A 24,360-nucleotide genomic window follows, 5' to 3' on the forward strand; every position below is an offset into this window, starting at 1 on the left:
TTCAGATCCTTCGAAAAAATGGTTCCCATACCAAAACAATAAACCAATTCCGATGGACAGAAGGAAGGGATAACTTATAGTTGTACGCAAAGATTTAGCCTCCCTTATATTTAAATAGCTTTCAAATAAGTATCGGATATATTGGATTTATATTTAACGTAATGTTCTAATGTCATTTGGATTTAAAAAAATCGCTACTATTACGTCATCGAACTAAAATAAGCCTAGATCTCTCAATTGAGTAGATCTAAGCTTATTTTTAGTTCGTAAAGTATCGTGGTGTAAATGACCTAAAAGCTTTTTATCGTCATGTCCTTTTAATTTGAAGCTTTCAAGTGTAAAACATGATACGTCGTTTTCGTTCCATTCGTGATGCTATACGCTAGTACACCGTCATGATATAGAGGAAGGGATACCAGCTCTTCGAAGTCCGTCAAAGGAGTGACCGTCTTCGCTTTTAAGTCCGCATACATCAACTGATGGATGCCTTCGCGGAAGATGACTTGTGTATTTGAGAGGAACTGAATGCCGTCGATCGTCGTCTGGGCACTTGAAGAAGAATAGTTCAGCGTCTTTTCGTCTAATCCGATGGGGTGGAATATGGCGTCACCTTCTGTTCCAAGAGCGAGATAGGTACCGCTGCGACTGAAATCAATTAATCCGGAAATCTCTTTTTTGTAGGCACCATCCAGCGTCTCAAGCACACGGACGTTCTTTCCGTTGTTAAAGTGAGACGTGAATAAGGTTACGCCGTCATCGCTATCGCGGTGCTCGTATGTGAATAGACCGTCTCGTACCTTTCCTGTTTTTAAGATGAAGGACTGAAGTGGTGTGATCTTTCCGGTTTTTAACGAATACGACTTTAATGTAGAGACCGTTTTTTGTGCAGTTGCTTCTTGCGTGATCCAGGACGCACGAGTTGACGTGACATCGATTCTCGGAGGAGATGTATCAAAGCGACTTTCTCCAGTATCAAGCGTTTTCACCTGATTCGTCGTAATGTTTAGTTGACGAATCGACCATTTCACTCCGGATTTTATCGGCTGTTCTGTTTCGACCCATAGTAAAAACGTACCTGTACCCGTCATCATCGGGATTGCATGCTTCGTCGCATGGACGATTTTGTTGTGCTGTCGTTTCGTATCGTATGTATAGATGACACTCTTGTTTTCTTGTAGGTCAAAGTAGAAGATCTGATTTTGATAGAAATATTGCGGATCAATCGAGGCACGGTTTTTGCTCAGTAATGAAGAAAGGTCGTACGTTTTCGTTTGACCTAACGTGACGCGCTCCGTTTGCTTTTCTAATTCGATTGCTTGTTGGTTCTTGGAGTCGTTTGTTGCTTTCTTCAAGGAAGTATTCACTTGTTCAGGTGACGCGACATTTTTTTGTGCTATACGCGGTGTTGCTTGTTCTTCCATCATGGTACAACCCGCTGTCGTCCAAACGATGGTCGAAAGACAAAAAACGGATGCGAAGCGTTGTAATTTCATATTGGATAGCTCCTTTAAAGGTTTTCGGAAACGTAAGTCAGTGCTGTACCTCATGTGAAGAGGGACTCGGACGACGAGTATGAAGAAAGACGAGATACCACCACTTTAATGTGTAGGCGAATAAGAAGATACACATCCATGCCCACGGTCGCAGTGTCGTCAATCCTTCGTAAAAATGTCTGAACTCTGTAATGTCAAGACGGTACAAAGAGTTCCAAATGAATAGTGCATACAGGAAAAGCAACGCTACCACCGCTCGAATCGATGCTTTTCTCAAGGCCGGATGCTTGAACGCGACGAAGATTGCACTGATAAGCGTGATGAAAAAGAATGCGTAGAATAATACCCACACCCACATGTCATTGGTTGGTCCCATATGTATTCTCCTCCTCAGTTAATCATGGATGCGTCTAGACGATCTTCTAAACAAAACAGAAAGAATGGCATCAATCAATAAGCCGATCAAAAACCAACTGATCAAGGTCAGGATGTAGATCAGAAAAAGCGGGACATGGAAGGAATCTAGCCATGTTCCAAGAAAGGATCGTGATTCAAGAAGCCAGAAAACAGGGCTCGTCAGAAACAACAAGATATTTTTGTCATCGTAGCCGAAGGCATTGAACAGACAGACAACAAGTGAGAGCAAGGGTAGCCAGAGTCGAAAACCTTTACGCATTATTATTCATCTCCTGTTTGAGTGAGGTTGGTTTTATCGGACTTGAATTAAAAAGGCGGATAGACCGTCACCATGTTCGTTCCATCCGGCAACGACCTCATAGGTATACATACCTTGAGAAGAAGGTGCGATAAGAATGTCGTTTTTTAATGAAACCTGTTCACTTTTCGTTCTCGAATCCCAACGTAAGACTTCGAGCGAATCGGGTTTACGATCAAACGAGAGATGAATTTTGTCAGAGGGTGAGACGATGACGGGTTTACTTTTTTCAGTCATGTGTAAAGTATCCACATAGATCATGTCCGCACATTGAGCACTGAACAAACTGGACCAGCAATAAGAACCTTGGACAGTTGGAATCGCTTTACCGTTTACTTCGACGTTTGGATCATAGGGTTCAATTCGAAACGGTTCAAAATAGATGAAAAAAGCAATCATAGCGATTAAACAACTAATCAAGATGTATTTCAGAATAGGAGCACCTCCTTAGAATCAGTATCGTAGAGTGGATCAGTCGGTTGTATCTAGCATATTTTTCCACAAGAAACAATTGAATCCCTTCTCCTGGTGGATGGAGTTTCGGGATAGTCTGATATTATTGACTCATTCTTTAAATTAAAAGAAGGACAGTGGTTCATGAGCGAATTCGCTGAACCTCTGTCCTTTTGATGGTCGACTATACAAACTGATTTGATTTAACCAATCTTGTCCGCCGTATCCGGTATGGCGTTTCTTCGTTGGCGCGATACACCGATTCCTAAAGCAATAGCTGCTCCAAGACAACTCGATAAACAGCCGAAGAGTAAATACAGAGAGGGTGTGGATTCGCCGATCATGACGGATGCGATTCCGCCGATGACGGGGAAGAGCGCGACCATATAGCCGCTCTTCGCACCACCAACTAGTTCGACGAGTTTCAAATAAAACAGCCATGCAAGAAATGATGCGATCACGGTTAAATAGAGTAAGGCAGAAAGATACGTGACGGTTGTCGGGAGCGTAAGTGGTGTTCCTTGGAACCAGACGATGGCTCCCATCAGTAGACTCGCGACAGTGAATCCGATCGCGTTGGCATGAACCGGGTTGATTCGTTGCTTGGCGTTTCGCGCTGAACTGGCGTCACCTACTGACGTCAATAGCGTGCCGACCAAGGCAATCAAGACACCTTTTAAATCGGTCAGTCCATGAATGCTGCTTAGACTCGGAACGATCAGGACACCGACGCCGATGATACCAAAACATCCGCCAATCCAAACGCGCGCATGGAGGGTCTCTTTTAAAAACAGGCGCAGAGCGATCGGTGTCAGAATGACCTTGAGTGAGAAAATCAATGTCACGATGGCGGCAGAGCTTAACATCGTCGCGTAATAGAGACATAAGTAACTCAGAGCGAAGTTACAGACACCGAATACGACGATGAAAGGCATGTCCGACGCGGTAGGTTTGTTCGTTCGTTTAACGAATAGCGCGAATAGAATGAAAAGAACAGCGGTCATCGCTAATCGATAGGTCAGGGATACTTCCAAGGCGACAGGTGTTCCTTGGATTTTGACAGCAATGAAATTCAGTCCCCAGACGATCAAACAAAATAGATACATGAAATATGTCATGGTTAATCCTCGTTTACGTATTTTCATTTCCAAATCTTTTCCTGTATTTCATCTTACCAAAAGTAGAACGTTAAGAAATTAATTTCGGTATAAATAGAAAAATCACTGACCGTCATATGACAGCCAGTGATTAAGTAGTAATCATAATTTGATTTTAACGGTGTAGAGAAAACCAGTGAATCCTGTTTTTACGTTCATGACGAAGGTATTTTCAGTTTTCGGTACGACATAGATGACGTCGATTTTTGAGTGTAACGGAGCGTAATAACCTAAGCTTTCTGAATAGGCTTTTTTGTTCAGATTGATCGTTTCTTCAGGCGTGTAGCTTTTCTTGTGACGATCAATCAATGGGAAAGAAGAGGGTTTGTAGTCGATATAAGAGTCAGCTGAATCTTCACCCTTTACCTGCATCTCAAGTCTGACAGATACGGCTTGTTTATCTTTCGGAAGATTCTTAAGTGGAACACGTTTCGCCGAACTGACCATGAACCCACGTTCTTTCATTAAATTTTTATCACCAGCATAAGTCTGAAGACCACCTTTATTCATCAGTTCTTCGATGGCGTCTGTATTCGCTTTCTTTGACTGTTTCTTTTGTCCGGTCTTCACGGTGGTTGATGTAACATCTACAGCATCGACTTCGATTTTGACGGTCGTCGGCTTCGCAATGGCTTCGCTTGTCGCGAGAAGAACATACGTATTTTTATCACTTGGAACACGGAACACAAGATCGACGCGAGAAACGAAAGGTGGGAAATAGCGATAGCCGTCCTTCCAAGCGTCTGGGTTCCGGTTCTCATAATCGACAGCTTCGTATACATTACCGCTTGTATCCTCTAACGTGAATAGATTTGGCTTATAAATACCATATCCGCCATCTGCGTCTTTATCCTTGTAGTTCTCAAGGATGACGGGAACGGTAACATATTGTTCATCATCAAGAGTTGGTAATTTCAACTCCTTTGGAGGTGATAGGAGAAGTTTATCAACGCGGAAAATATTGCTTTTTGTTTTAGGATCTCCCGGATAGGTTTGAACGACTCCACGTTCCATTAGTTGATCGAGCTTGCTCGAATTGACTTTTTTCGTAGAGGACGCTTTCTTTTTCTTGTCTTTTACATCTGCCAATTTCGTTCCTGTCGTCTTGACCGTTGGTGCAGCTGTTTGTACCGGTTTCGTGGACGCAGGTCCTTCTTCTGTCGTAGCAAAGAAGAAAAGGGAAGCGACACCAACGACAAGGGCACCACCAACTGCGGATAAGGCGAGTCGGAAACGTCGTTCCGTCGCTTTCGTATTCGTTGCGACACTTCCGATCGCAGCATTTGGTGTAATGCTGACGGCGCGTTGAGCGGGTAAGAGGGCACCGAGAACTCCCGTGATGGCAGGAATCAACAACATGACACTCAAGAAACCGAGCTCACCTGTTGGGAACTGGTTATAGACGAAGCCGATCATCGCAAGAGCGATCAGTAAGCCGATGATTCCAGCGAACAGTCCCGTCATCAATCCTTCACTTAAGACGAGCGTCCGGATTTGACCGTTCCGCCAACCAGTTGCCTTCAAGACGGCAAGCTGACTCTTTCGTTCGTTGACGTTTTGCCACATGATCTCCGTCGTCGTCAGGATTGCGATAAGTAAAGCGACACCCATCGCAACATAATGCATCGTGCCGACTTCGAGTGCAACGTATTCGCCGAGCCATGTCGCATACAAGACACCTTTTAGTCGGAAGGTGATGAACAGGAAGAAAATGAACAGGCTCGTCGGCAAGGCGATCGCGATTGTCGAGAGGATCGTCCGTTGCCAATACGTTGCAAGTTGGTTGATGCTCATCCCAAGGATACTTTGTGCCCGGACGAAGCGACGACCTTTTGAAACTTCACCAGAACGCATACTTTCGAATGGTTGAATCCGGCGGATGAGCGTCATCGGGACGAGCGTACCGCCCCAGTAAATCAATAGACCAGCAAGTCCAATCAAGATGATCCGTGATAAGGCAATCGGATGATCCGTCGTCAGCCAGAACGAACCGAGGATCGTCCAAGAAATCAAGGCGACGAGTGTGCCGAGTAACGTTGCTTCTAGGAACAGAAGCTTCGAGAGCTGACGTGGACGCCAACCGAGCGACAGTAAGATCGCGAATTCCTTCTTGCGGGCATAGAGTAAGATGATGTTTGAACTAAAGACATACACGAGAGCAACAGCGATGACGCTGGCGATGATTCCGCTCATTCCGACTTTCGCTTCTTGGAAGATGGCCATCGATGAACCGAGTTTGATCCACGGTTGCTGGATCCAACCGAGTGCCGATTCACCTTTTAATCCAGGGAGGTATGTCAGCGCGAGCTGTGGCGAGGAGCCAAGCGTGACGTCGGTGATCAGACCGGTCTTGTCCTCGATCTCTTGAGCAACAGCTTTCAACTTTTTCTCACTCGTCGCGTTCATCGTCTCGACACCTTTGACGTTGACACGAATGGCGGAGATGGCTTTATCACCACGTAACTTAAAGGCGGCGTCAAGCGTCGTCAGCATCGATGGTGGTTTCGTCAAGAAGTCATACGGATCGTTCGTCGGTTTGACTTCCCGGACTGGATTGACCGGTTTTTCATTCTTGTCCATGACCCATTGGGCTTTCGCCGGGAAATAGGTCTCCATCGGCAGTTCCGTCAATGGATCCTTCGAGATATTCAATTTCTTCGGATCAAAGACACCAATGTAGTTCAAATGCATTTTCGGTACTTTATCAAGGTTACCCGTGTTATCACCGAAGACACGTGCTTTTCGATACATCGATCGTTTCGAAATGAGGACGTCCTTATCGACCTCTTGAGGTGTTACTTGATAGGTGAACGGCCAACGTTTAGCAAAAGGACTAGCAATTGTTTGATACTCGACAGACGATGGCTTTAAAAACATCCAGTCAAAGCTACCACTTGCTTTTTCCGGAACCTTATCTTCGAGAATGTTCTTAATAAGTTGCTTTGATGCTTGCTCTGTCGAAATATAGTATTCCTTCGTATCTTTAACAGGAAGCGTCTTGAGATAGGATTCGCCACCTTTTTTCATGATACTACGCACCGTTTCAACCATTGAATCTTTGACGAGCGGGATATCGACTTTCTCGTAGCGATAGGTCCGCGAAGCATTGACGTACTCCTGACTGTTCATGATCAATGGGATGTCCCAAACACCGTCGCCATAATCGTTCACGACATCGTCCTTCGTGAAATAACGACTATGCGTAGCCTTTTTGGTTGCCTGATCGAGTCCAACGAGTTGTGCTTCTGCTTCCGGATCAATCCCGGCAAGCATCACTGCACTTCCGTAACCGTAGATGGGAAACTCGCCTAATTCTTGCGGTGAAATATCTCGATTCAATCCGTCACTCTCAGGAGGGGACCAACCGGCTCCGGCAAAGAACGAATAAGAATCTGTTTCTTTTTTTAGCCCAGTATCTTGCATATCCGTAAACGAAATTTTGTAAATGCCTGGTTCTTTGAAATTGTAGGTATCCGTTTCAGCGTTCGTGTTGTAGTTCCCAATCATCGCGATTGGTGCTGCGACTTCGACGTCAGTAATCTGCTTGATCGTCTCGTATTGTTTGCGGGTGATCCCGCCGTCGAGCCCGCTCATGTAGTTCGGCTCGAGCAGGTTCAAGTCTTCTGTCACGCTCCGGCTGCCTTCCGGACGAACGACGATATCGTACGATGAGCCCCAGCGTTTTTGCAGTTCATCAACAACCGTTCCGTTGTTGGCTTGTGTCGTGCCGATCAAGTAACTCAGTCCGGTACTGACGATCAGGACGCCGACGAGGAGCAGGATGAACCGCTCCTTGTTGCGCCACCAGGAATTCCAGATGAATTTAAGCATCGATAAAACCTCGATTCCTTTCAATGATTGGACGATCCATGTCAAGTTCCTCCTAGTGATTAAATTATTGTTTCGTCAGATCGATTTTAACGGTCGTTGGTTTTGGAAAAGCTGGATCAGAAGCGAACAGAACGAATCGTTTCTGATCGATTGGTACTTGATAAACCAACTCCACTCGTGACTTGTAAGGTGCGAAATATTGAAACCCGTTTTTCCAGGCTTTCTCATTGCGATTCACATAATCGACCGGTTCATAATCGGTTCCTTGCAAGTCTGTCAAGGCATACCGACTGGGACGATAAGTACTGAATCCTCCCATATCATCCCCCGTATCTTGCATGACGACGGGAATCGTTAAGAATCGGTAGCCGGCACGTTGCTTTAGATTCAGTTCTTTTGGTGTGTCAATCAACGCCTCGACATGAAAACTGTCAGATTGATGTTTCGGATTCCCGGGAGTTGTTTGCGTGACACCACGCCTCATCAATGTTTTTAATTTTTCCGTTTCCTCTGTTGAAGGAGTAGTAGCTGACGTATTCGCTTTTTTGATATCGTCGAGCGTGATCTTGACGGTCGTCGTTTTTTCGACGGCCTCATCTTTTGCAAGCAAGACGAACACCTTTTGGTCAACCGGTACTTGGTAAACAAGATCGACCCATGATTTTTTCGAATTGATGTATTTGAATGCATTTATCCAAGCCGTTTTATCGTGATTGACATAATCGACGGGAGTGAACTCTTTTCCGTCAAGAGCAATCAACGAGAAGGTTTGTGGTCGATACGACGAAAACGAATCTGCAGCTAATTCATCCCGGTTATGAAGGAAAACTGGAATCGTCACGAAACGATATCCTGACTTCTCCTTGAGCTTTAACTCTTTTGGTGTTGAAACGAGCTTTTTAACAGAGAAGTCATAATTCTTCGCCGAAGGATCACCCGGGTACGTCTGGATAACGCCTGTGTTCATCAATTGCTCCAGTGCTGTGTTGTCTTCAGCAGTATGTTTCTTATCGTCAGGATCTTGAGTGAGATTTTTTAATTTTTGTCCAGTCGTTTGTACTTTTGGTGTCGTTATTTCTTTTTGAGCCGTTCTCGTTTCAGGTGCAGCGAGGAGGAATAAACTCGTCGTTCCGATGACGAGCGTAGCAGCGATGCTACCGAGTGCCCATTTGAAGCGACGTTCGGTCAATTGTTGATTATCGTTTACGCCACCGATGGCTGCGTTCGGCGTGATGCGCACAGCACGCTGTGCAGGAAGCAAGGCACCAAACACACCAGTCGTTACCGGAATCAGGAGCATGAGACTTAAGAAACCGAGTTCACTGGATGGGAACTGATTATAGACGAAGCCAATCATTCCTAAGGCGACAAGTAGACCGACGATTCCAGCGAAGAGTCCAGTCATCACTCCCTCGCTTAAGACGAGAAGTCGGATTTGACCGTTGCGCCAACCGGTTGCCTTCAGGACAGCGAGTTGATTCTTTCGTTCGTTGACGTTTTGCCACATGATCTCGGTCGTCGTCAGGATGGCGATGAGTAAGGCGACGCCCATTGCGACATAATGCATCGTACCGACTTCAAGCGCGACGTATTCACCGAGCCAGGTTGCATATAAGACGCCTTTCAGTCGGAACGTGATGAACAAGAAGAAGATGAACAAGCTCGTCGGTAAGGCAATTGCGATGATAGACAGAAGCGTGCGTTGCCAGTAAGTCGCGAGTTGGTTGATGCTCATTCCAAGAACACTTTGTGCTCGGACGAAACGACGTCCTTTTGAAACTTCGCCAGAGCGCATGCTTTCAAATGGTTGAATGCGTCTGATGAGTAACGTCGGAACAATCGTACCGCCCCAGTAGATCAAAAGTCCGGACAATCCGATCAAGATGATGCGTCCGAGGGCAATCGGATGATCCGCTGTTATCCAAAATGATCCGAGAATCGCCCAGGCGATGAGTGCGACCAGCGTTCCAAGAAGTGTCGCTTCTAGGAAGAGGAGTCTCGATAGCTGCCGTGAACGCCATCCGAGCGAGAGTAAAATCGCGAATTCTTTTTTTCGAGCATAGAGCAAGATGATGTTCGAACTGAAGACGTAGACGAGCGCGACAGCGATGACGCTCGCGATGATGCCACTCATTCCGACTTTCGCCTCTTGGAAAATTGCGATCGACGACCCGAGTTTGATCCACGGTTGCTGGACCCAACCGAGTGCCGATTCTCCTTTTAGACCGGGTAAATACGTCAAGGCGAGTTGAGGGGAAGAACCGAGTGTGACGTCCGTGATCAGACCCGTCTTATCCTCGATTTCCTGTGCGACAGCTTGTAATTTTTTCTCACTTGTTGCGTTCATCGTCTCGACCCCTTTGACATTGACGCGAATCGCGGAAATCGCTTTATCGCCACGCAACTTAAAGGCAGCATCGAGTGTCGTCAGCATCGATGGTGGTTTCGTCAGGAAGTCATAGGAGTCGTTGGCGGGTTTGACGTCACGGACTGGATTGACCGGACGATCGTTTTGATCCATGACCCATTGCGCTTTTGCCGGGAAGTAGGTCTCCATCGGAAGCTCAGTCAAGGGATCCTTTGAAACATCGAGCTTACGTGGGTTAAAGACACCGATATAGTTGAGATGGACTTGTTTCCAGCCTTTAAAGCCACCTTCGAATTCACGTGCTTCGCGATACATGCTTCGCTTGAAGAGTAAGGATTCCTTGGCAACCTCTTTTGGTTGAACTTGGTAGGTAAAGGGCCAACGGGAACCGTACGGACTTTTAATCGTTTTGTATTCAACCGGTGAAGGTTTCAAAGTAATGGAAGACAGTGAATCACTATTGTTCGCATCGCCTGTTGATAAGGTGTTTTTAAGGATACCGTCCACCAGCTTTTTTTGGACGTCTTGAGTCGTGATCGAATAGGAGGTAGGCTCTTCTACTGGTAGTTTACTCAGGTATGTTTTCCCACCTTTTTGTTCAATCTTTTGGACCATGTCTGCAACGCCTGTTGCAGTGAACGGAAGCTCTACCTTTTCATATGTATAGGTGCGCATCGCATCGACGTATTCGCGAGAGTTCAATAGAATCGGAATCTGCGTCGCTTGATCACCGTACGAAGCGGGAAGATCCGTTTCGCTGAAGAAACGGCTATATGTTCCGGTAGTGGTTGCTTTTTTCAAACCGACGAGCTGGTCTTCAGCAGTAGGATCGATTCCGGCAATCATGACTTCTGAGCCGTAGTCATAGAGGGGTTGTTCACCAAGTTTTAAAGGGGAGACGCCTGTGCGCGTTGCATCACCCATTGGTTCCCAGCCAGCAGCAAGAAACGTTGTCATAGTATAAGATTCGTTTTGGAGTCCCGTATTTTGAGAATCCTTGATTTTCAAGCGGTAAATCCCTTCTTCTTGAATCGTATGGGTACCGACGCTACTCGATGTCGATGTATAACCAATCATCGCAATTGGTGCTGCGACTTCGACGTCGGCAATCTGCTTGATCGTCTCGTATTGCTTGCGGGTGATCCCGCCGTCGAGTCCACTCATATAGTTCGGTTCGAGCAGGTTCAAGTCTTCCGTGACGCTCCGGCTGCCTTCCGGCCTGACGACGATATCGTACGATGAGCCCCAGCGTTTTTGCAGTTCATCGACGACCGTTCCGTTATTAGCTTGTGTCGTACCGATCAAGTAACTCAGTCCTGTACTGACGATCAGGACGCCGACGAGGAGCAGGATGAACCGCTCCTTGTTGCGCCACCAGGAATTCCAGATGAATCTCAGCATGTACTATCCCTCGCTTTCGTTTAATTTAAGGTAAATCGCGCAATGTTACCTCCTTATCACTTATATACATATCCATATATTTCTTTTTATTTTTCCATTATATACAAATAATAGTGAATTGACTAAAAAATCTGTTAATTAGGTTTGTTAGTTTTTAATAGATTAGAAAAAGCACCTCACGAAGGAGGTGCTACATTAGGATTGATTCTTTAAAGCAAGGAATGGATTGTATTTCTGCATGATGATTTCGTCGAACGAACGCCCTTCATAGGATACAGCATCAGTAATCGTTTCTACGATGCGAAAGCCGACTTTCTTATACGTAGCGATGGCTTGTTCATTATGCGAAAACACTTCAAGTTCGAGTTGATGTAGTCGAAGTTCCTCGAAACAAAAGCGAATGATACACTCGATCGCTTCTGACCCGTATCCTTGACCTGTCCAGGGGAGGGCGCGCATCGAAATGCGAAAGCCCGCTTGTTTCAACTTTACATCGATGTCTAAAACCGAACACTCGCCAATTATTTCACCGGAGTTCAAACAAATGGCGAAGTCAAAGCGCGTCGGATCAGTTTGAATGGAAAGAATGTGCTGTTCAATCTGTTCGAGCGAAAACGTCGCCGTCGTCCCAGTCAGGTAACGTAATGTCTCATCCTGGGTTTGTTCGAAAAAGACGTGTGCATCCGTCACGTTAAGCGGGCGTAGGAAAATTCGTTCTGCGGTCAGGTTCATGAATACCTTCCTTTCTCATGACGAAAGCTTGATTGTTTCGTCCGTTTCCGTCGTAAAATAATGACGTTTCGTTCGATCCTGAACGATCCAAACGATCAATCCACCGATGAGGAGGAAGCTGACTGAAGAGACGGTATACGCCAAGCGGATTGAGGTCTCAGCATAGAAACCAATCAACGCCGTCAAGAGAATGATACCAGCTGACTGGACGACGTGGATACTACTGAGGAATCGTCCCATCAAGTCGACCGGAATGTGCGTTTGAGCGAACGTCATGAAGCCGGTGTTCGCAAACGCAAGGGCGAACGTCAGCAAGAAAAAGCCAATCGTTGCCGTCAAGAATGACGTCGCTGTGGCAAAAATCAAATAACCGATCGGTGTCACCAGTGCTCCGAATTGAATCAAGAAGCGGAGCGACAAGCGATGCGTGAAGGTCGCATTGACTGCAGAACCACAGATGATACCGATTCCGGCGATACTGACGAGAAACCCGTACGTACTCTCATCCAGCTGCAGGACGATCGTCGCAAACGAGGCTTCGAGTGAATCAAGTCCGCTCATCAGGACAATCATCAACGCATAGAAGGCGTAGACGAGCGTGATGTACCGCCGCGTCCGTGCAAACTGAAGGGTCTCTTTCCAGTCCGTGAGAATCACTCGAAGTGAGAATGTTGTCTTTTCTTTCGACTTAATGTGAACGTTCGGTAAGAAGGACAGGAGAATAGCAGAAAACAGTAGTGCTCCCGCATTCATTATGATCGCCGTTTCCGGTGAACCGATCAAAAACAAGAACCCGGCAATCGACGGTCCGAGAATGAATCCGGCCGATTGAATAAAGTTCTTTAACGCATTGAACCGTTGGCGGCTGTTCTCCGGGACGAGCTTCGTCATGTAGATCAACGACGATGTCTCAAACAGCGTGTTCCCGATGTTCAGGATAAAGACGAGCGCATAAAGGACATACAGTGAATCGATCAGTGTCAGTGAAAAGACGAGCCCGGCACGCCCGACGTCAAGCATGACGAGCAAGCGACGTTGATTGATCCGATCGACGACACTACCGGACCAGAGGCTCGTCAACAGCGCGGAGATCGGCAACAGAATATAGAGAACGGAGACGGCGAACGCTGATCCCGTTCGTTCGAGGACAATTAAATTCAAGGCGATGAAGTAGACCCAAGCGCCGATGTTCGAGACACCGACACCAAGTAATAGCAATCCAGGGTATTTCCAATTCGACATCCGACACACTCCTTTTTTATTGTGTTTTAAGCCAATAAAAAAATCCCACCTCCAAGACGTTGGTCTTGGGGACGAGACTGTGCGTGTCGTGGTGCCACCCCTGTTCGCGAGACCGTCACCGGTACCGCCTTCATCGGTACGACCGCTTTTAAACGGCAAATACCTGAGCTCGATAACGGGAGCACCCGTCACGATATCCCCGATTCGGTTCCACCGTGCTGCTCAGAGGCTTGGTTCGGTCAATGGCTGATGCTCCTTTCCACCAATCGGAGCTCTCTAGGAAAAGCCGAGATGACGTACTGTTCTCTTCAACGCGTTTGATTCATGTGATTTGTCTCATCCTAGCATATGCAGAATGAACCGTAAAGGATTTTATCATTTTTTTACAATTATTGAAAATGATACATAGATATCAGAATTAGTAAAAGCGACCTAAATGTTAAAAGATGTAACAGGTTGTATGATACATTGTCATGGTCACGCGTTTACTTTCAAGAAAGTCGTACGAAAGGAGAGAAAGAAATGAAACGTTTGATTTTTTTCATATCTCCACTCCTTGTTCTTACCGGAGCTGTCTTTTTCACGACGTTAAGTCCAGTCGAGCAAGCAATCTATTTCTTAATCTTATTTTTACTGACCTGTCTGTCAGCGATGACATTAGTGGAGCGTCTCGTCAAACGTTATGATGTGATCCGACGACTGAACACGATCCATCCACTTATCGGGATCATACTGGGTACCTTCATACTTGCTATAATCATTGGTAGTCTATTTTGGATAGCACCCTCGATGACGCACCCCAGTCTCGTCGGTCTTCTCGAAACATTTCTCTTCATGTATGGCGGGATGCTGGTCCTCGGTTTTATTGTCAGTTGTTTCTTCGAGGGCATCACGCGCCAACCGAAGAATCAATTGATTCGCCCGGTCTTTCTGTTCATCGGGACAGGGTATATGATCTTGACTGCCTTTGGCATTTTGCAACTTTATCACCAAGCAGGATGAAATAACCCCCTTGACGTCATCGTACGTCAAGGGGGTTATTGTTTTTACTGCACTTTCAGTAAGAATCCGAATTGTCCGTCTCCTCGTTCCCAGCGCGAGTTTAGTTCGTACGCATAGAGGCCAGGTTCTGTCGGGGCGTTGAACTGATCTTTTTTCAAAGCGACAGGGGATTCCTGTTTTTGATCGTCCCACTGTGATAGTTTTACGCTTTTAAGATCACCAGATAATTCGACACGGACGGGTGCTCCAGCAGAGACGGTAACTGGCGTTTTCCCTTTTGCTAGGTCAAGACCGTCACGGTACGTCTTATCGACACATTGACTGCGGAGTAAGCTATCCCAGCAATAAGATCCTTGGACAGTCGGAACATCCTTTCCTTTTGCCTCGACTTCGGGATTCGGTGGCGCACCACGGAACGGTTCGAAAACGATGATGCAAACGACGAGGATCAGTAGGACGGCTAATGTTAGACCACGTTTCATGAGACACCCCCCGATGGATTTTCTTTATCTTACCAAAATATAGAAAGGAAACATTATTGCCTTTTCAATTGAGGTCATTCATTTTTTCAAAAACCGTAGGCGATGTCGTTTCCTAGTCAGGTTCTATTCACTCTCAAGTCAAACCGTATTTATCGAGGTGAGATTCCTTTGATGATCACTTCTGAGAAATTTGACGTGTAAGGTAAGAGTTGCTCATAAATCTGGGGATGTGACAGACCTTCCGCAAGTGTTTGGAAATAGAGTAGCAAAAACTCATCGGAATACTTCAAGTCGATCTTCTGTTCCTTACGACCACGGTGAAATAAATCGAGCATCATCGCGTGACTATCACTTGCGAATTTCTCCATTAATACTGACAAACCATCATCCTGTTTCGTTGTGATTTGTTGCATCATCTCAAGATAAAACGATTCATCGAGATCCTTCAGAAATCGTAATTTATTGAAGCTGATCTCAAGAAGGGTTTTTTCGAAAGACTCATTTTTGGATAAGATGACTTCTACGGATGTACTCATCTCCGTAATGAACCGTTTGTACACTTCTTGGACCAACGCCTCTTTATTACCGAAGTATTTGAAAATCGTCGTTTTGGCGACATTTGCCTGTTTGGCAAGTTCATCGACTGTCATTGTCTTGTGACCATCTGGTTGATTCATCAAGCGAAACGCTGTATCGAGAATCTGTTTTTTCTTTTCTTCTGTTCGTTTTTCAAAACCATTCATTTGTCTCACCTCTTATAAAAAATACTTCTCCTTCTATTGTAATGGATTAGAAATGGACTATCAAATTAATTTTAGTACATTATTATCTTTACAGATGGAATTAAAAAATATAAAATGAACTAAATTAGATTAAATAGTATTTTATTTAAACTAATTACTTTAGTTTGAAACTACAATTATTGATTTAGTTTGTTTTAAGTCTGAATTTAGAGATGAAGAGAGGAAGGAAGAAACATGAATCCGATTATTGAACTAAAAGGAGTTAAAAAGAAATTCTCGAAATTTCAAGCTTTATCCGACGTCACGTTCTCGGTACAACGAGGTGAAGTGATTGGCTTCATCGGTCCGAACGGTGCAGGGAAATCAACGACAATTCGGACGTTGCTCGGGATCATCAAACGAGATGCGGGAAAGGCGGAAATCTTCGGGAAGGATGTCTGGCGCGATAGTGTTGAGATCCATAAAAGAATCTCATATGTGCCAGGGGACGTCGCATTATGGGGGAATCTGACAGGTGGAGAAATCATTGATCTATTCATGAAGTTACACGGTGGTGGAGACCAAACGAAGCGTGATGCTCTAATTGATCGCTTTGAACTTGATCCAAAAAAGAAGGCGAAAAGTTATTCGAAAGGAAATCGGCAAAAAGTCGGTCTGATTGCCGCGTTAGCAGTCGATTCCGATCTCTACATCTTTGATGAACCAACATCCGGTCTTGATCCGTTGATGGAATCTGTTTTTCAAGAAGAGGTAGAAAAAATCAAACAAGCTGGAAAATCGATTTTATTGTCATCGCACATTCTCAGCGAAGTCGAACGACTAGCGGATCGTGTCGTCATCATTCGAAAAGGCGAAATCGTTGAGACGGGAACGTTACAAGAACTGAGACATTTGACACGATCGGTCATCACGTTAGAGACGAAACAGGATCTTTCATTGATTAAAAACTTGGACGGTGTTCATGACTTCACGCAGCGCAATATAAATCAGGCAGTATTTTCAATGGATTCTTCTCGCATAAATGCGGTTCTTACAGAGGCGATAAAACTGGAAGTAGTTCATTTAGAAGCAGTGCCTCCATCACTAGAAGATCTGTTCATGCGCCATTACGAAAAATGACGACGGTATATACTACGTGCTGCACATGATAAAGAGGAGGAAGACGAATGCGATTTCAATTTACCTGTTGGCAGATCCTGTTGTCTCAGTATCTCAGACGGGATAGCAAAAAAATCATAATATGGACGCTCGGTGTGACCTTATTTACGGTCGGCTTTATTCCTTCATTCGAAGAGATGGCGAAAGGGGATAGTCTGCGTGGATTATATGAAACCTTGAAAAATCCAGCGATGATCTCGATGATCGGTACGACGCCTGTTTCAATAGCGGACTATACGTTAGGCGCCATGTTCTCACATCAAATGCTCATCTTCTGTGCATTATTGTCGATGGTCTTATCGTCACTCCATGTCATTCAACACACACGGAAGGAAGAAGATTTAGGGCTGACGGAGTTGATGCGTTCTTTTCAAATCGGACGACAAGCCAATTCACTCGCTATTCTAATTGAAGTGATTTTAATCAATCTTAGTATTTCGATACTGATTAGCAGTGCGTTGATTGCTTTTCAAGTCGAGACGTTTTCAAATGCGGGTGCAGCTCTATTCGGTCTTTCGGTTGGGGCTGCAGGGATCTTAGGTGCAACGTTTGCCTTACTGATTGCTCAAATCATGCCGTCGTCTTCTAGTGCGACGGCAGGTGTGATGGGATGGATTGGTCTTCTTTATTTAGGACGCGCCGGTACGGATGTATCGAATGACCAACTATCAGTGCTCAATCCGCTGGGATGGACGTATTTGACCTATCCATTCACGGAGAACAATTGGCTGTTTCTCGTAATGGCGATCGGAGTGAGCCTCATTTTGATGACCGTGGCTCTAGTTCTTGAAAATCATCGGGACATGGGCGCTGGGTATCTGCCTGAAAAAGAGGGACGTGCTACAGCCAATCGATCCTTGTTATCGATCCGTGGTCTGTTAATTCGGATTAGTCGCGGAAGCATCATCGCATGGATGGTCGCTTTTCTAATCATGGCTCTTGCATATGGTTCGATTTATGGAGACATGCAGACATTCATTGACAGCAATGCAACCATCCAGCAGATGTTCACGGTTTCAGGTGTTACGATTGAAGAATCCTTTACCGGCACGATCATGATGATCATGATGGTCCTCGTTGCGATTTTACCGATTACGCTCATGAACCGGTTATACACCGAAGAGGACCGTCGGCGCTTGAGTCCGTTGTTCGCGACGAAAATCTCACGACAGCAACTGTACTGGAATACGATCGGTTTGGCCGTCGCGTCATCTCTCGTCTCGATGTTCATAGTCATCAGTAGTCTAGGCTTTACTGCCATTTCAGTGATGGGACCGGACGCGACCATGACGTTCACTGACTTTTTCATTGCCGGAATCAACTATCTGCCATCAGTTCTCCTGTTTCTTGGGGTGGCTGCTTTTTTCATCGGGTGGCGACCAACGTGGAGCAAGTTAACCTATGTATACGTGACCTATTCCTTCTCTATTGGGTATTTCGGTGGAATCATCGACTTACCAAAATGGGTGGAGTATACGGCGATCCAAGGATTGATTCCGCAAGTACCGACGGAAGACTTCGATGGACTACTGTTCGGTGTCCTGCTCGTAGTAGCATGTCTACTTGTTGTCATCGGTCAAGTCGGATATGCACGTCGTGATTTTCAGGAAGGATCTTAAATGAAGCAGCCTGTCTCGATTTAATAACGAGACAGGCTGCTGACGTATTAAGGCGAGGTATATTTCATCACTTGGAAAACACCTGAATTCGCTCATTCATTAGTTCCGCGACATAAATCGTTCCATCCGAACCGACCGCGATGTCGTGCGCAATCCGGAGTTGTCCCGCTTCTTTGCCCCACGCACCGAATCGTTTCTCAATCCTTCCTTGTTTGTTCAAAATGACGATTTGACTCTGCGCGTTCTTTTTTTGTCCATTTAAATAGTTTCCGCCATCAGCGACGTAGACTTTACCGTTCGCACCGACTTCGATTCCGTACGGTCGACCGAGTTCTTTTGACGACCACGTATCGATGTGTTTGCCGTTTCGATTAAAGATTTGGACCCGGGCGTTGTCCCGGTCCGCCACATAGAGATTCATCTCATCGTCGCTACTGATCCCATGCGGCAGATTGAACTGTCCGTCTTGTTTGCCGAGTTCACTGACTTCCCATTTGACTGTTCCTTTTGGATCGAACATGACGATGCGACTATTCCGGTAGCCGTCAGATACAGCGAACGAGCCGTCCTTGAAAACGGTGACGTCTGTCGGACGAGCGAACGTCTTTTCATCCAGTTGTAGCGGGATGCTTGGCAAGACGTTTCGGATACGCAGACCGACTTCCGTGAACGGACCATATGCGTTTCCGAACGTTTGCAAGACTTTACCGGACGCATCGAGCTTGAAGACTTGGTTCAGGCTGATGTCGGTAATCCAGATATTGTTTTGGTCATCGACTTCAAGACCGTGCGGTGACTTGAATAGACCAGCGCCTAACCGCTTCTTCACCTGCATCGTCTTTCCGTCGAGCACGATCAATGTTGGTTCTTTGATGTAGGTGTCATCGCCGTATGAATTACTACCCCGGTGTAAATAGTAGACGTCACCGTTCGGAGCAACAGCGACACCGCTTGCTTCGCCGGCAATCGAACGATCGCGCGTTTCTAGTGGCCATGCGACCTGACCGCGATACGTCGTATCTTTTGGGATGGATGAATAGTTGTCTTTCATGACGGGATCTGCGCCACCTCTCGACCAGGAAATACCCAACACCGTGATGGTTGCTAATGTTCCTATAAAGATTAATCGTTTTTTCATGCATTGTTCCTCCAGACGTGAATTCGTATCCATATTATATCTAGATATTAAACGAGGACGAATCGTTCTATAGGAGGAGACAGCGGGTTACGGAAGCAGGATATTAAAATCAGGATAGATGGGTAAAGAAGAGAGATATCATATGAGGGAAAGAAAGTGAGGCAAAAACATGAAGGCAGTCACCGTAACGGGGCATGGCGGGCTTGAGCAGCTCGCCTATATCGATCAAGAGACACCACAACCGAAACAAGGAGAGGTACTGATTGAAATCAAAGCTTGTGCCTTGAACAATACAGAAATTTGGATGCGGGAAGGCGCCTATGGTGCAGAGAGTGAATCAGGCTGGAAAGCAGAAGGGGTGAAGTTCCCCCGGATTCCCGGTTCAGACATCAGCGGACGGATTGTCGCGGTCGGAGACGGTGTCGCCGAGACGGTAATCGGGCGCGACGTCGTCTTGTTCCCGTTCACGGCAAGTGGAGAAATCGCTGATGAACAAAGTGCCGAGGACTTATCGTTCATCGGCTCCGAGTACGACGGCGGATACGCGGAGTATGTCTGCTGGCCGCTCGAACTCTGCTATGACATGCCGCTTGCTTCCTATACGGACAGTGCGGTCTTCTCGGTCAGTGGATTGACGGCATGGCACATGGTCGAACAATTGGACTTACAAGAAGGACAGACGGTACTCGTAACAGGGGCAAGTGGTGGTGTCGGCTCACTCAACGTCCAGATTGCGAAACGGGTCTTCGGAGCCCGTGTCGTCGCACTCGTCGGTGACTTGAAGCTGACGGATCAATTGCACGAACTCGGGGCGGACTTGGTCGTTTCCTACCGTGAGCAGAACTGGGATCAGCAGGTCATGCAAGAAGTCGGTCCGGTCGATGCGATTCTCGACGTCGTCGGCGATGCGGTGTTTAAACAAGGACTGGATCTGCTGAAGCGCGGCGGAACGTACTGTATTTCCGGATCTTCCGGGGGGCAGGTGACGTCGCTCGATTTTCGGACGCTTTATTTAAAACATATCCGCCTACAAGGATCCGTCCTTGGCAATCGCCATGATTATGAGAAATTACTGGAGGCCGTTCGGACGCAGACGATTCAGCCCGTCATCGACCGGACGTTCCCGCTCGCTGAAGCGCGAGAAGCCCAAGCGTACTTTAAACAAGCTGGCAAATTCGGTAAGGTCGTCTTGCTACCATAAGAGAAACCGAATAAAACGAGCTATCCTCTTCCTGTGATGGAAAGGATAGCTCGTTTTCGTGTCAATTTAAGGACTAGGCAAGATGTAAAAAAACGTGACGATCGAGCTGACAGGCTCCTCTTCCGCGTAATCGATGAATTCCTCCTGTGATTGATGAATCGTATACCGGTTGCCCGGAAAGAGTTCCGTTAGCCAGGTCGGAACGTGTGAAACGAGAGGGAACGACTGAATCCGCTCGAGTGGGAATGGGGTTCCGTCCGGATTCGTCGTGTGGACATGTAGTGCGTCTTGTGAAGCATCCTCGAGGACAATCGTTATGTAAAGCTGATGTTCAATCTGTTTTTCCGCTAGTTTTTGTCGCATGTCCTGCATAGCGCTCAACGCGATCCGAAGATGTGCTTTACGAATGCGCAGACTCGCGTTGCCATGTCCATAAAAGTCAGGGTGCTCGTGCCAGTCGTTAAACCAAACGTCTGGATCAATATAGGCTGAAGAAGAAAAACTGTTGAATTCAAGTTCGAGATTTTTAAAATAACGGCGTTTGCCGCGGAATTTTTTCATGAACGATGCACCTTTCAGTTAAGGGATTTTTTATTTTTCATAAGTGAAATAAGGCGAACACACTAAAAACGGGTAAATAAAAACCAATGACTTAAATGGCATGACACGTTTTTAAGTGACGAACTGATTGCGCGGACGTTCCCGGTGTCTTAATCGCCACCGCCTTGTTGACACTGGTCTATACGATCGATTACGCCATTATGAATCAGAACATGAACTATGCGCTCGGTGCAGATATCTGTTCCTGATCAACTGTAGTTTTATTTTGATCGCGACGTTGCTCGGTGTCAAATAGCTCCTACGGACGGATAAAAGCTTACAAATCCAGTCATCAAAACGAATCGATTGTTTCCTGATCTCTGACTTGAATCAACTTGATCCTGACCAACTAGAGAAATTGTTCAATGAACGTGTGCCGTGATGACGGAACTGAGGAGGAGAGAGCATGCTGGCGTTCTTTATTTTGATCCGAAATTTTTTTCATGTCATCCGTATCTTATTCAAGCAAGAAGAACAGAAAGCATTGATGATCATGGTCGGGGCACTTTTCTTGATTGGAACGGTCTTCTATCACAATGTCGAACAGTTCAGTATTCTGGACGCCTTTTATTTCTCCGTCATGACTCTCGCAACGGTCGGATATGGGGATCTTGTCCCCCAAACAGCGTTCGGTAAATTGTTTTCGATCGTTTACGTCATGCTTGGCGTCGGTGTTCTCAGTGCCGTCATCGTGAACGTCAATATGGCATTAAAACAATATCACCGGGAGAAGAAAAAGAAAGAAGAGCAGAAATGAAATCAGATTTGGCGCTTTTCTTGCAATGATCCGCGGAGCAATCGTTGGGTTCTGTATAGAGGAACTTCTAACGAAACATTTTGGAAATCCTCTCTCATTATCCGATAAATAAATTTATGACTTACTAAATTATTCGTTATTTGTCTTATGGATTGAATGAATCTATACTTTTTAAGAAGACCCAGCAAAAGGAGAAACCATATGATTGATTTTGAATGGTATCGCAGTTTCATTCACGTTTACCAACAGCGTTCCGTCTCGGCAGCGGCAAGAATTCGTTTTTTGACGCAACCGGCGGTCAGCCAGCATATCGCGGCACTAGAAGCAGAACTGGAGACGTCCTTGTTCATCCGTGCGCCACGGCAAATGATTCCGACGGACGCGGGAACAGCCCTCTATACACAAGTCGTCGGATTGATTGACCGGCTCGAGGAGTTATCGCTTGAGATGAAGTACGAAGCAGGGGAGCAATCTCGTCCGGTCTTGAAGTTCGGTGGACCGACGGAATTCGTCACGCATGGGATCGTACCAAAGCTACCGCTCGACGTCGCACAGTTCACGGTTGTCTTTGATTTGACGGTTCCCTTGTTGCAACGCTTGCTTACGAATGAGCTCGACTTCATCATCGCAACGAAGCGGATCGATGAACCGGGCGTCCAGTACGTCCCGATCGCTGACGAACGATTTCATTTGATCGCACCGACTGGCTACGAAGTTCCGAAAGCGGATCTAAAGGAATGGATGGACCGTCAGCGCTGGATCAGTTACGGACTCGAGTTGCCGATCATTCGTCGGTACTATCAGACGCAGTTCGGAGAACGACCTGGGATCCGTCCGGAAATGATCTTACCGAACGTCGATGCGATACTAAAAGCCATCGAAGCAGGACACGGGATTAGTGTTTTGCCCGATTATCTCGTCGAAGCAGCGGTCAGCGCTGGACGGGTACAACGGATTGCACCGGAACGATTCGCGACGAATCAGTTATATGTCGCCTATCGAACGGACTCGCGCCACGATCCGGTTTTGCAACAGGTGATTAAGGCGTTAAGTTGAATTAAGTTAAAAAAGTCCAATCCCCAAGCAATTGCTTAGAGGATTGGACTTTTTTGTACGAAATATACATTATTTCGATACGTCATCTAAGAACGTCAAGTTTCGATCAGCGACAAGACTGGCACTGTCCGCACGGTACGTTTGATAGTGCGGTGAGGCGACATGCTGATCGAAAGCGTCTTGATCACGCCATTGTTCGTAAAAGTAGAAGACGTTCGGATTGTCGATGGCGCGATGTGTCTGATACGTCAGGCAGCCTGCCTCGGCACGAGAAGGTGCGATCACACCTTCGATGATAGAAGCGAGCTGTTCGCCTTGATTCGGATGCGCTTCGATCCGGGCAATCAGTTGAATCATCGAATAACCTCCTATGAAAAGAGACCCTTCATCCAAAGGATCTCTTGTTTCGTTTAGTTGAGTGTATTAATGACAGCTTTCGCGACTGCGATCGTTGATTGTGGATTTTGACCCGTGACGAGTTTTCCGTCGACTTGGACATTTTCCGTGAAGTTGTCAGCCGTGATGATGTTCGCACCGAGTTCACGAAGACGTGTCTCGAGCAAGAATGGCATGTAGACGTCAAGACCTGTCGCGCGTTCTTCTTCATCCGTGAACGTTGCGATTGTTTTTCCAGCGACGAGTGGTGTTCCGTCTGAAAGTGTCGCACTAACGAGTCCAGCTGGTCCGTGGCAGACTGCAGCGACTGTTTTATTCGCTTCAAACAATGTGCGAAGGGCGTTGTTCAAGGCATCGCTTTGTGGTAAGTCGAACATCGTTCCGTGTCCACCTGGCATGAAGATTGCATCGAATGCTGAGAAGTCCTGGATTGCTTTTAAATCAAGTGTCTCTTTCAAGAGTGGAGCTGTCGCTTGGATCTCAGCTGGGACTTCGTCTTCAAGGCTCCGATCGTCGATTGGTGATTCGCCGCCGTTCGGACTTGCAACCGTTACCGTATATCCTGCATTCTTGAACTCAATGTATGCTTCTGCGAACTCCGACAACCAAAGTCCTGTCGCGTGACCTTCCTTCATTTCTTTCGCGTTCGTGACGACCATTAAGATGTGTTTACTCATGATATGTTCCTCCTTTTTCGTTTGCCGATTGGCTACGTGATTAGAATACGCCCGCTTGAATCAAAAAACAAATTAATAAAAATGAGCTTATCGATAAATAAATTTATACTTAAAAATAAAAACTACTTCCACCATGACG

The 24,360-nt window shown here is 46.2% G+C and carries 22 protein-coding genes; 6 read left to right on the forward strand and 16 right to left on the reverse strand.

The features are described from left to right. Positions 1 to 317: 317 nt before the first annotated feature. From ACZGCQ_RS04215 to ACZGCQ_RS04260, 10 genes are all read right to left on the reverse strand, one after another. A complete protein-coding gene (locus ACZGCQ_RS04215; protein WP_481265552.1) occupies positions 318 to 1,493 on the reverse strand; it encodes a hypothetical protein in 1,176 nt (391 codons plus the stop codon). Between the two features lie 37 nt (positions 1,494 to 1,530). Then, positions 1,531 to 1,869, reverse strand: coding sequence for a hypothetical protein (locus ACZGCQ_RS04220; protein ID WP_481265553.1), 339 nt, complete (start codon positions 1,867 to 1,869; stop codon positions 1,531 to 1,533). Between the two features lie 18 nt (positions 1,870 to 1,887). Further along, positions 1,888 to 2,169 carry a hypothetical protein gene (locus tag ACZGCQ_RS04225; RefSeq protein ID WP_481265554.1) on the reverse strand — a complete coding sequence of 94 codons (282 nt, stop codon included), beginning with the start codon at positions 2,167 to 2,169 and terminating at the stop codon, positions 1,888 to 1,890. A 33-nt stretch (positions 2,170 to 2,202) separates the two neighbouring features. Beyond that, positions 2,203 to 2,628, reverse strand: a complete 426-nt coding sequence (locus ACZGCQ_RS04230; protein WP_481265555.1) for a hypothetical protein — start codon at positions 2,626 to 2,628, stop codon at positions 2,203 to 2,205. A 236-nt stretch (positions 2,629 to 2,864) separates the two neighbouring features. Then, positions 2,865 to 3,779 (reverse strand): DMT family transporter, encoded by a 915-nt coding sequence (locus tag ACZGCQ_RS04235; RefSeq protein ID WP_481265556.1) that lies wholly within the window; start codon positions 3,777 to 3,779, stop codon positions 2,865 to 2,867. 141 nt (positions 3,780 to 3,920) lie between these two features. Next, positions 3,921 to 7,694, reverse strand: a complete 3,774-nt coding sequence (locus tag ACZGCQ_RS04240; RefSeq protein ID WP_481265557.1) for an ABC transporter permease — start codon at positions 7,692 to 7,694, stop codon at positions 3,921 to 3,923. 19 nt (positions 7,695 to 7,713) lie between these two features. Continuing rightward, entirely contained in the window at positions 7,714 to 11,418 is a 3,705-nt protein-coding gene (locus tag ACZGCQ_RS04245) for an ABC transporter permease (RefSeq protein ID WP_481265558.1), read from the reverse strand. A 195-nt stretch (positions 11,419 to 11,613) separates the two neighbouring features. Next, on the reverse strand, positions 11,614 to 12,150 hold the full coding sequence (locus ACZGCQ_RS04250) for a GNAT family N-acetyltransferase (protein ID WP_481265559.1): 537 nt from the start codon (positions 12,148 to 12,150) through the stop codon (positions 11,614 to 11,616). A gap of 15 nt (positions 12,151 to 12,165) precedes the next feature. Further along, positions 12,166 to 13,392 (reverse strand): MFS transporter, encoded by a 1,227-nt coding sequence (locus tag ACZGCQ_RS04255; protein WP_481265560.1) that lies wholly within the window; start codon positions 13,390 to 13,392, stop codon positions 12,166 to 12,168. A 26-nt stretch (positions 13,393 to 13,418) separates the two neighbouring features. Continuing rightward, the gene (locus ACZGCQ_RS04260; RefSeq protein ID WP_422653567.1) at positions 13,419 to 13,577 is read right to left on the reverse strand and encodes a hypothetical protein; all 159 of its coding nucleotides are present in this window, start codon (positions 13,575 to 13,577) and stop codon (positions 13,419 to 13,421) included. Between the two features lie 337 nt (positions 13,578 to 13,914). On the opposite strand from ACZGCQ_RS04260, the gene ACZGCQ_RS04265 reads away from it, so the two are divergent. Further along, positions 13,915 to 14,394: a hypothetical protein gene (locus ACZGCQ_RS04265; protein WP_481265561.1), complete on the forward strand. Its 480-nt coding sequence runs from the start codon at positions 13,915 to 13,917 to the stop codon at positions 14,392 to 14,394. 44 nt (positions 14,395 to 14,438) lie between these two features. On the opposite strand, the gene ACZGCQ_RS04270 is transcribed toward ACZGCQ_RS04265, so the two are convergent. Then, positions 14,439 to 14,876: a hypothetical protein gene (locus ACZGCQ_RS04270; RefSeq protein ID WP_481265562.1), complete on the reverse strand. Its 438-nt coding sequence runs from the start codon at positions 14,874 to 14,876 to the stop codon at positions 14,439 to 14,441. Between the two features lie 149 nt (positions 14,877 to 15,025). Next, on the reverse strand, positions 15,026 to 15,619 hold the full coding sequence (locus ACZGCQ_RS04275) for a TetR/AcrR family transcriptional regulator (protein WP_481265563.1): 594 nt from the start codon (positions 15,617 to 15,619) through the stop codon (positions 15,026 to 15,028). 234 nt (positions 15,620 to 15,853) lie between these two features. Between ACZGCQ_RS04275 and ACZGCQ_RS04280 the strand changes: the two genes are divergently transcribed. Next, entirely contained in the window at positions 15,854 to 16,738 is an 885-nt protein-coding gene (locus tag ACZGCQ_RS04280; RefSeq protein WP_481265564.1) for an ABC transporter ATP-binding protein, read from the forward strand. A gap of 47 nt (positions 16,739 to 16,785) precedes the next feature. After that, positions 16,786 to 18,396, forward strand: a complete 1,611-nt coding sequence (locus ACZGCQ_RS04285) for an ABC transporter permease (RefSeq protein ID WP_481265565.1) — start codon at positions 16,786 to 16,788, stop codon at positions 18,394 to 18,396. Positions 18,397 to 18,463: 67 nt separating this feature from the next. On the opposite strand, the gene ACZGCQ_RS04290 is transcribed toward ACZGCQ_RS04285, so the two are convergent. Further along, the gene (locus ACZGCQ_RS04290) at positions 18,464 to 19,534 is read right to left on the reverse strand and encodes a peptidyl-alpha-hydroxyglycine alpha-amidating lyase family protein (protein WP_481265566.1); all 1,071 of its coding nucleotides are present in this window, start codon (positions 19,532 to 19,534) and stop codon (positions 18,464 to 18,466) included. Positions 19,535 to 19,703: 169 nt separating this feature from the next. On the opposite strand from ACZGCQ_RS04290, the gene ACZGCQ_RS04295 reads away from it, so the two are divergent. Beyond that, a complete protein-coding gene (locus tag ACZGCQ_RS04295) occupies positions 19,704 to 20,735 on the forward strand; it encodes a zinc-binding dehydrogenase (RefSeq protein ID WP_481265567.1) in 1,032 nt (343 codons plus the stop codon). A 66-nt stretch (positions 20,736 to 20,801) separates the two neighbouring features. On the opposite strand, the gene ACZGCQ_RS04300 is transcribed toward ACZGCQ_RS04295, so the two are convergent. Beyond that, the gene (locus ACZGCQ_RS04300; protein WP_481265568.1) at positions 20,802 to 21,296 is read right to left on the reverse strand and encodes a hypothetical protein; all 495 of its coding nucleotides are present in this window, start codon (positions 21,294 to 21,296) and stop codon (positions 20,802 to 20,804) included. Positions 21,297 to 21,741: 445 nt separating this feature from the next. Between ACZGCQ_RS04300 and ACZGCQ_RS04305 the strand changes: the two genes are divergently transcribed. Then, positions 21,742 to 22,092: a potassium channel family protein gene (locus ACZGCQ_RS04305; protein WP_023468138.1), complete on the forward strand. Its 351-nt coding sequence runs from the start codon at positions 21,742 to 21,744 to the stop codon at positions 22,090 to 22,092. 201 nt (positions 22,093 to 22,293) lie between these two features. Continuing rightward, on the forward strand, positions 22,294 to 23,148 hold the full coding sequence (locus tag ACZGCQ_RS04310; RefSeq protein WP_481265569.1) for a LysR family transcriptional regulator: 855 nt from the start codon (positions 22,294 to 22,296) through the stop codon (positions 23,146 to 23,148). Positions 23,149 to 23,217: 69 nt separating this feature from the next. Here the strand turns inward: ACZGCQ_RS04310 and ACZGCQ_RS04315 are convergent, their stop codons facing one another. Together ACZGCQ_RS04315 and ACZGCQ_RS04320 are read right to left on the reverse strand one after the other, a co-directional pair. Then, positions 23,218 to 23,505, reverse strand: a complete 288-nt coding sequence (locus tag ACZGCQ_RS04315) for a putative quinol monooxygenase (RefSeq protein ID WP_481265570.1) — start codon at positions 23,503 to 23,505, stop codon at positions 23,218 to 23,220. A gap of 53 nt (positions 23,506 to 23,558) precedes the next feature. Then, entirely contained in the window at positions 23,559 to 24,221 is a 663-nt protein-coding gene (locus ACZGCQ_RS04320; RefSeq protein ID WP_481265571.1) for a type 1 glutamine amidotransferase domain-containing protein, read from the reverse strand. Positions 24,222 to 24,360: the final 139 nt, after the last annotated feature.

Source organism: Exiguobacterium sp. HSB13 (assembly GCF_056764755.1).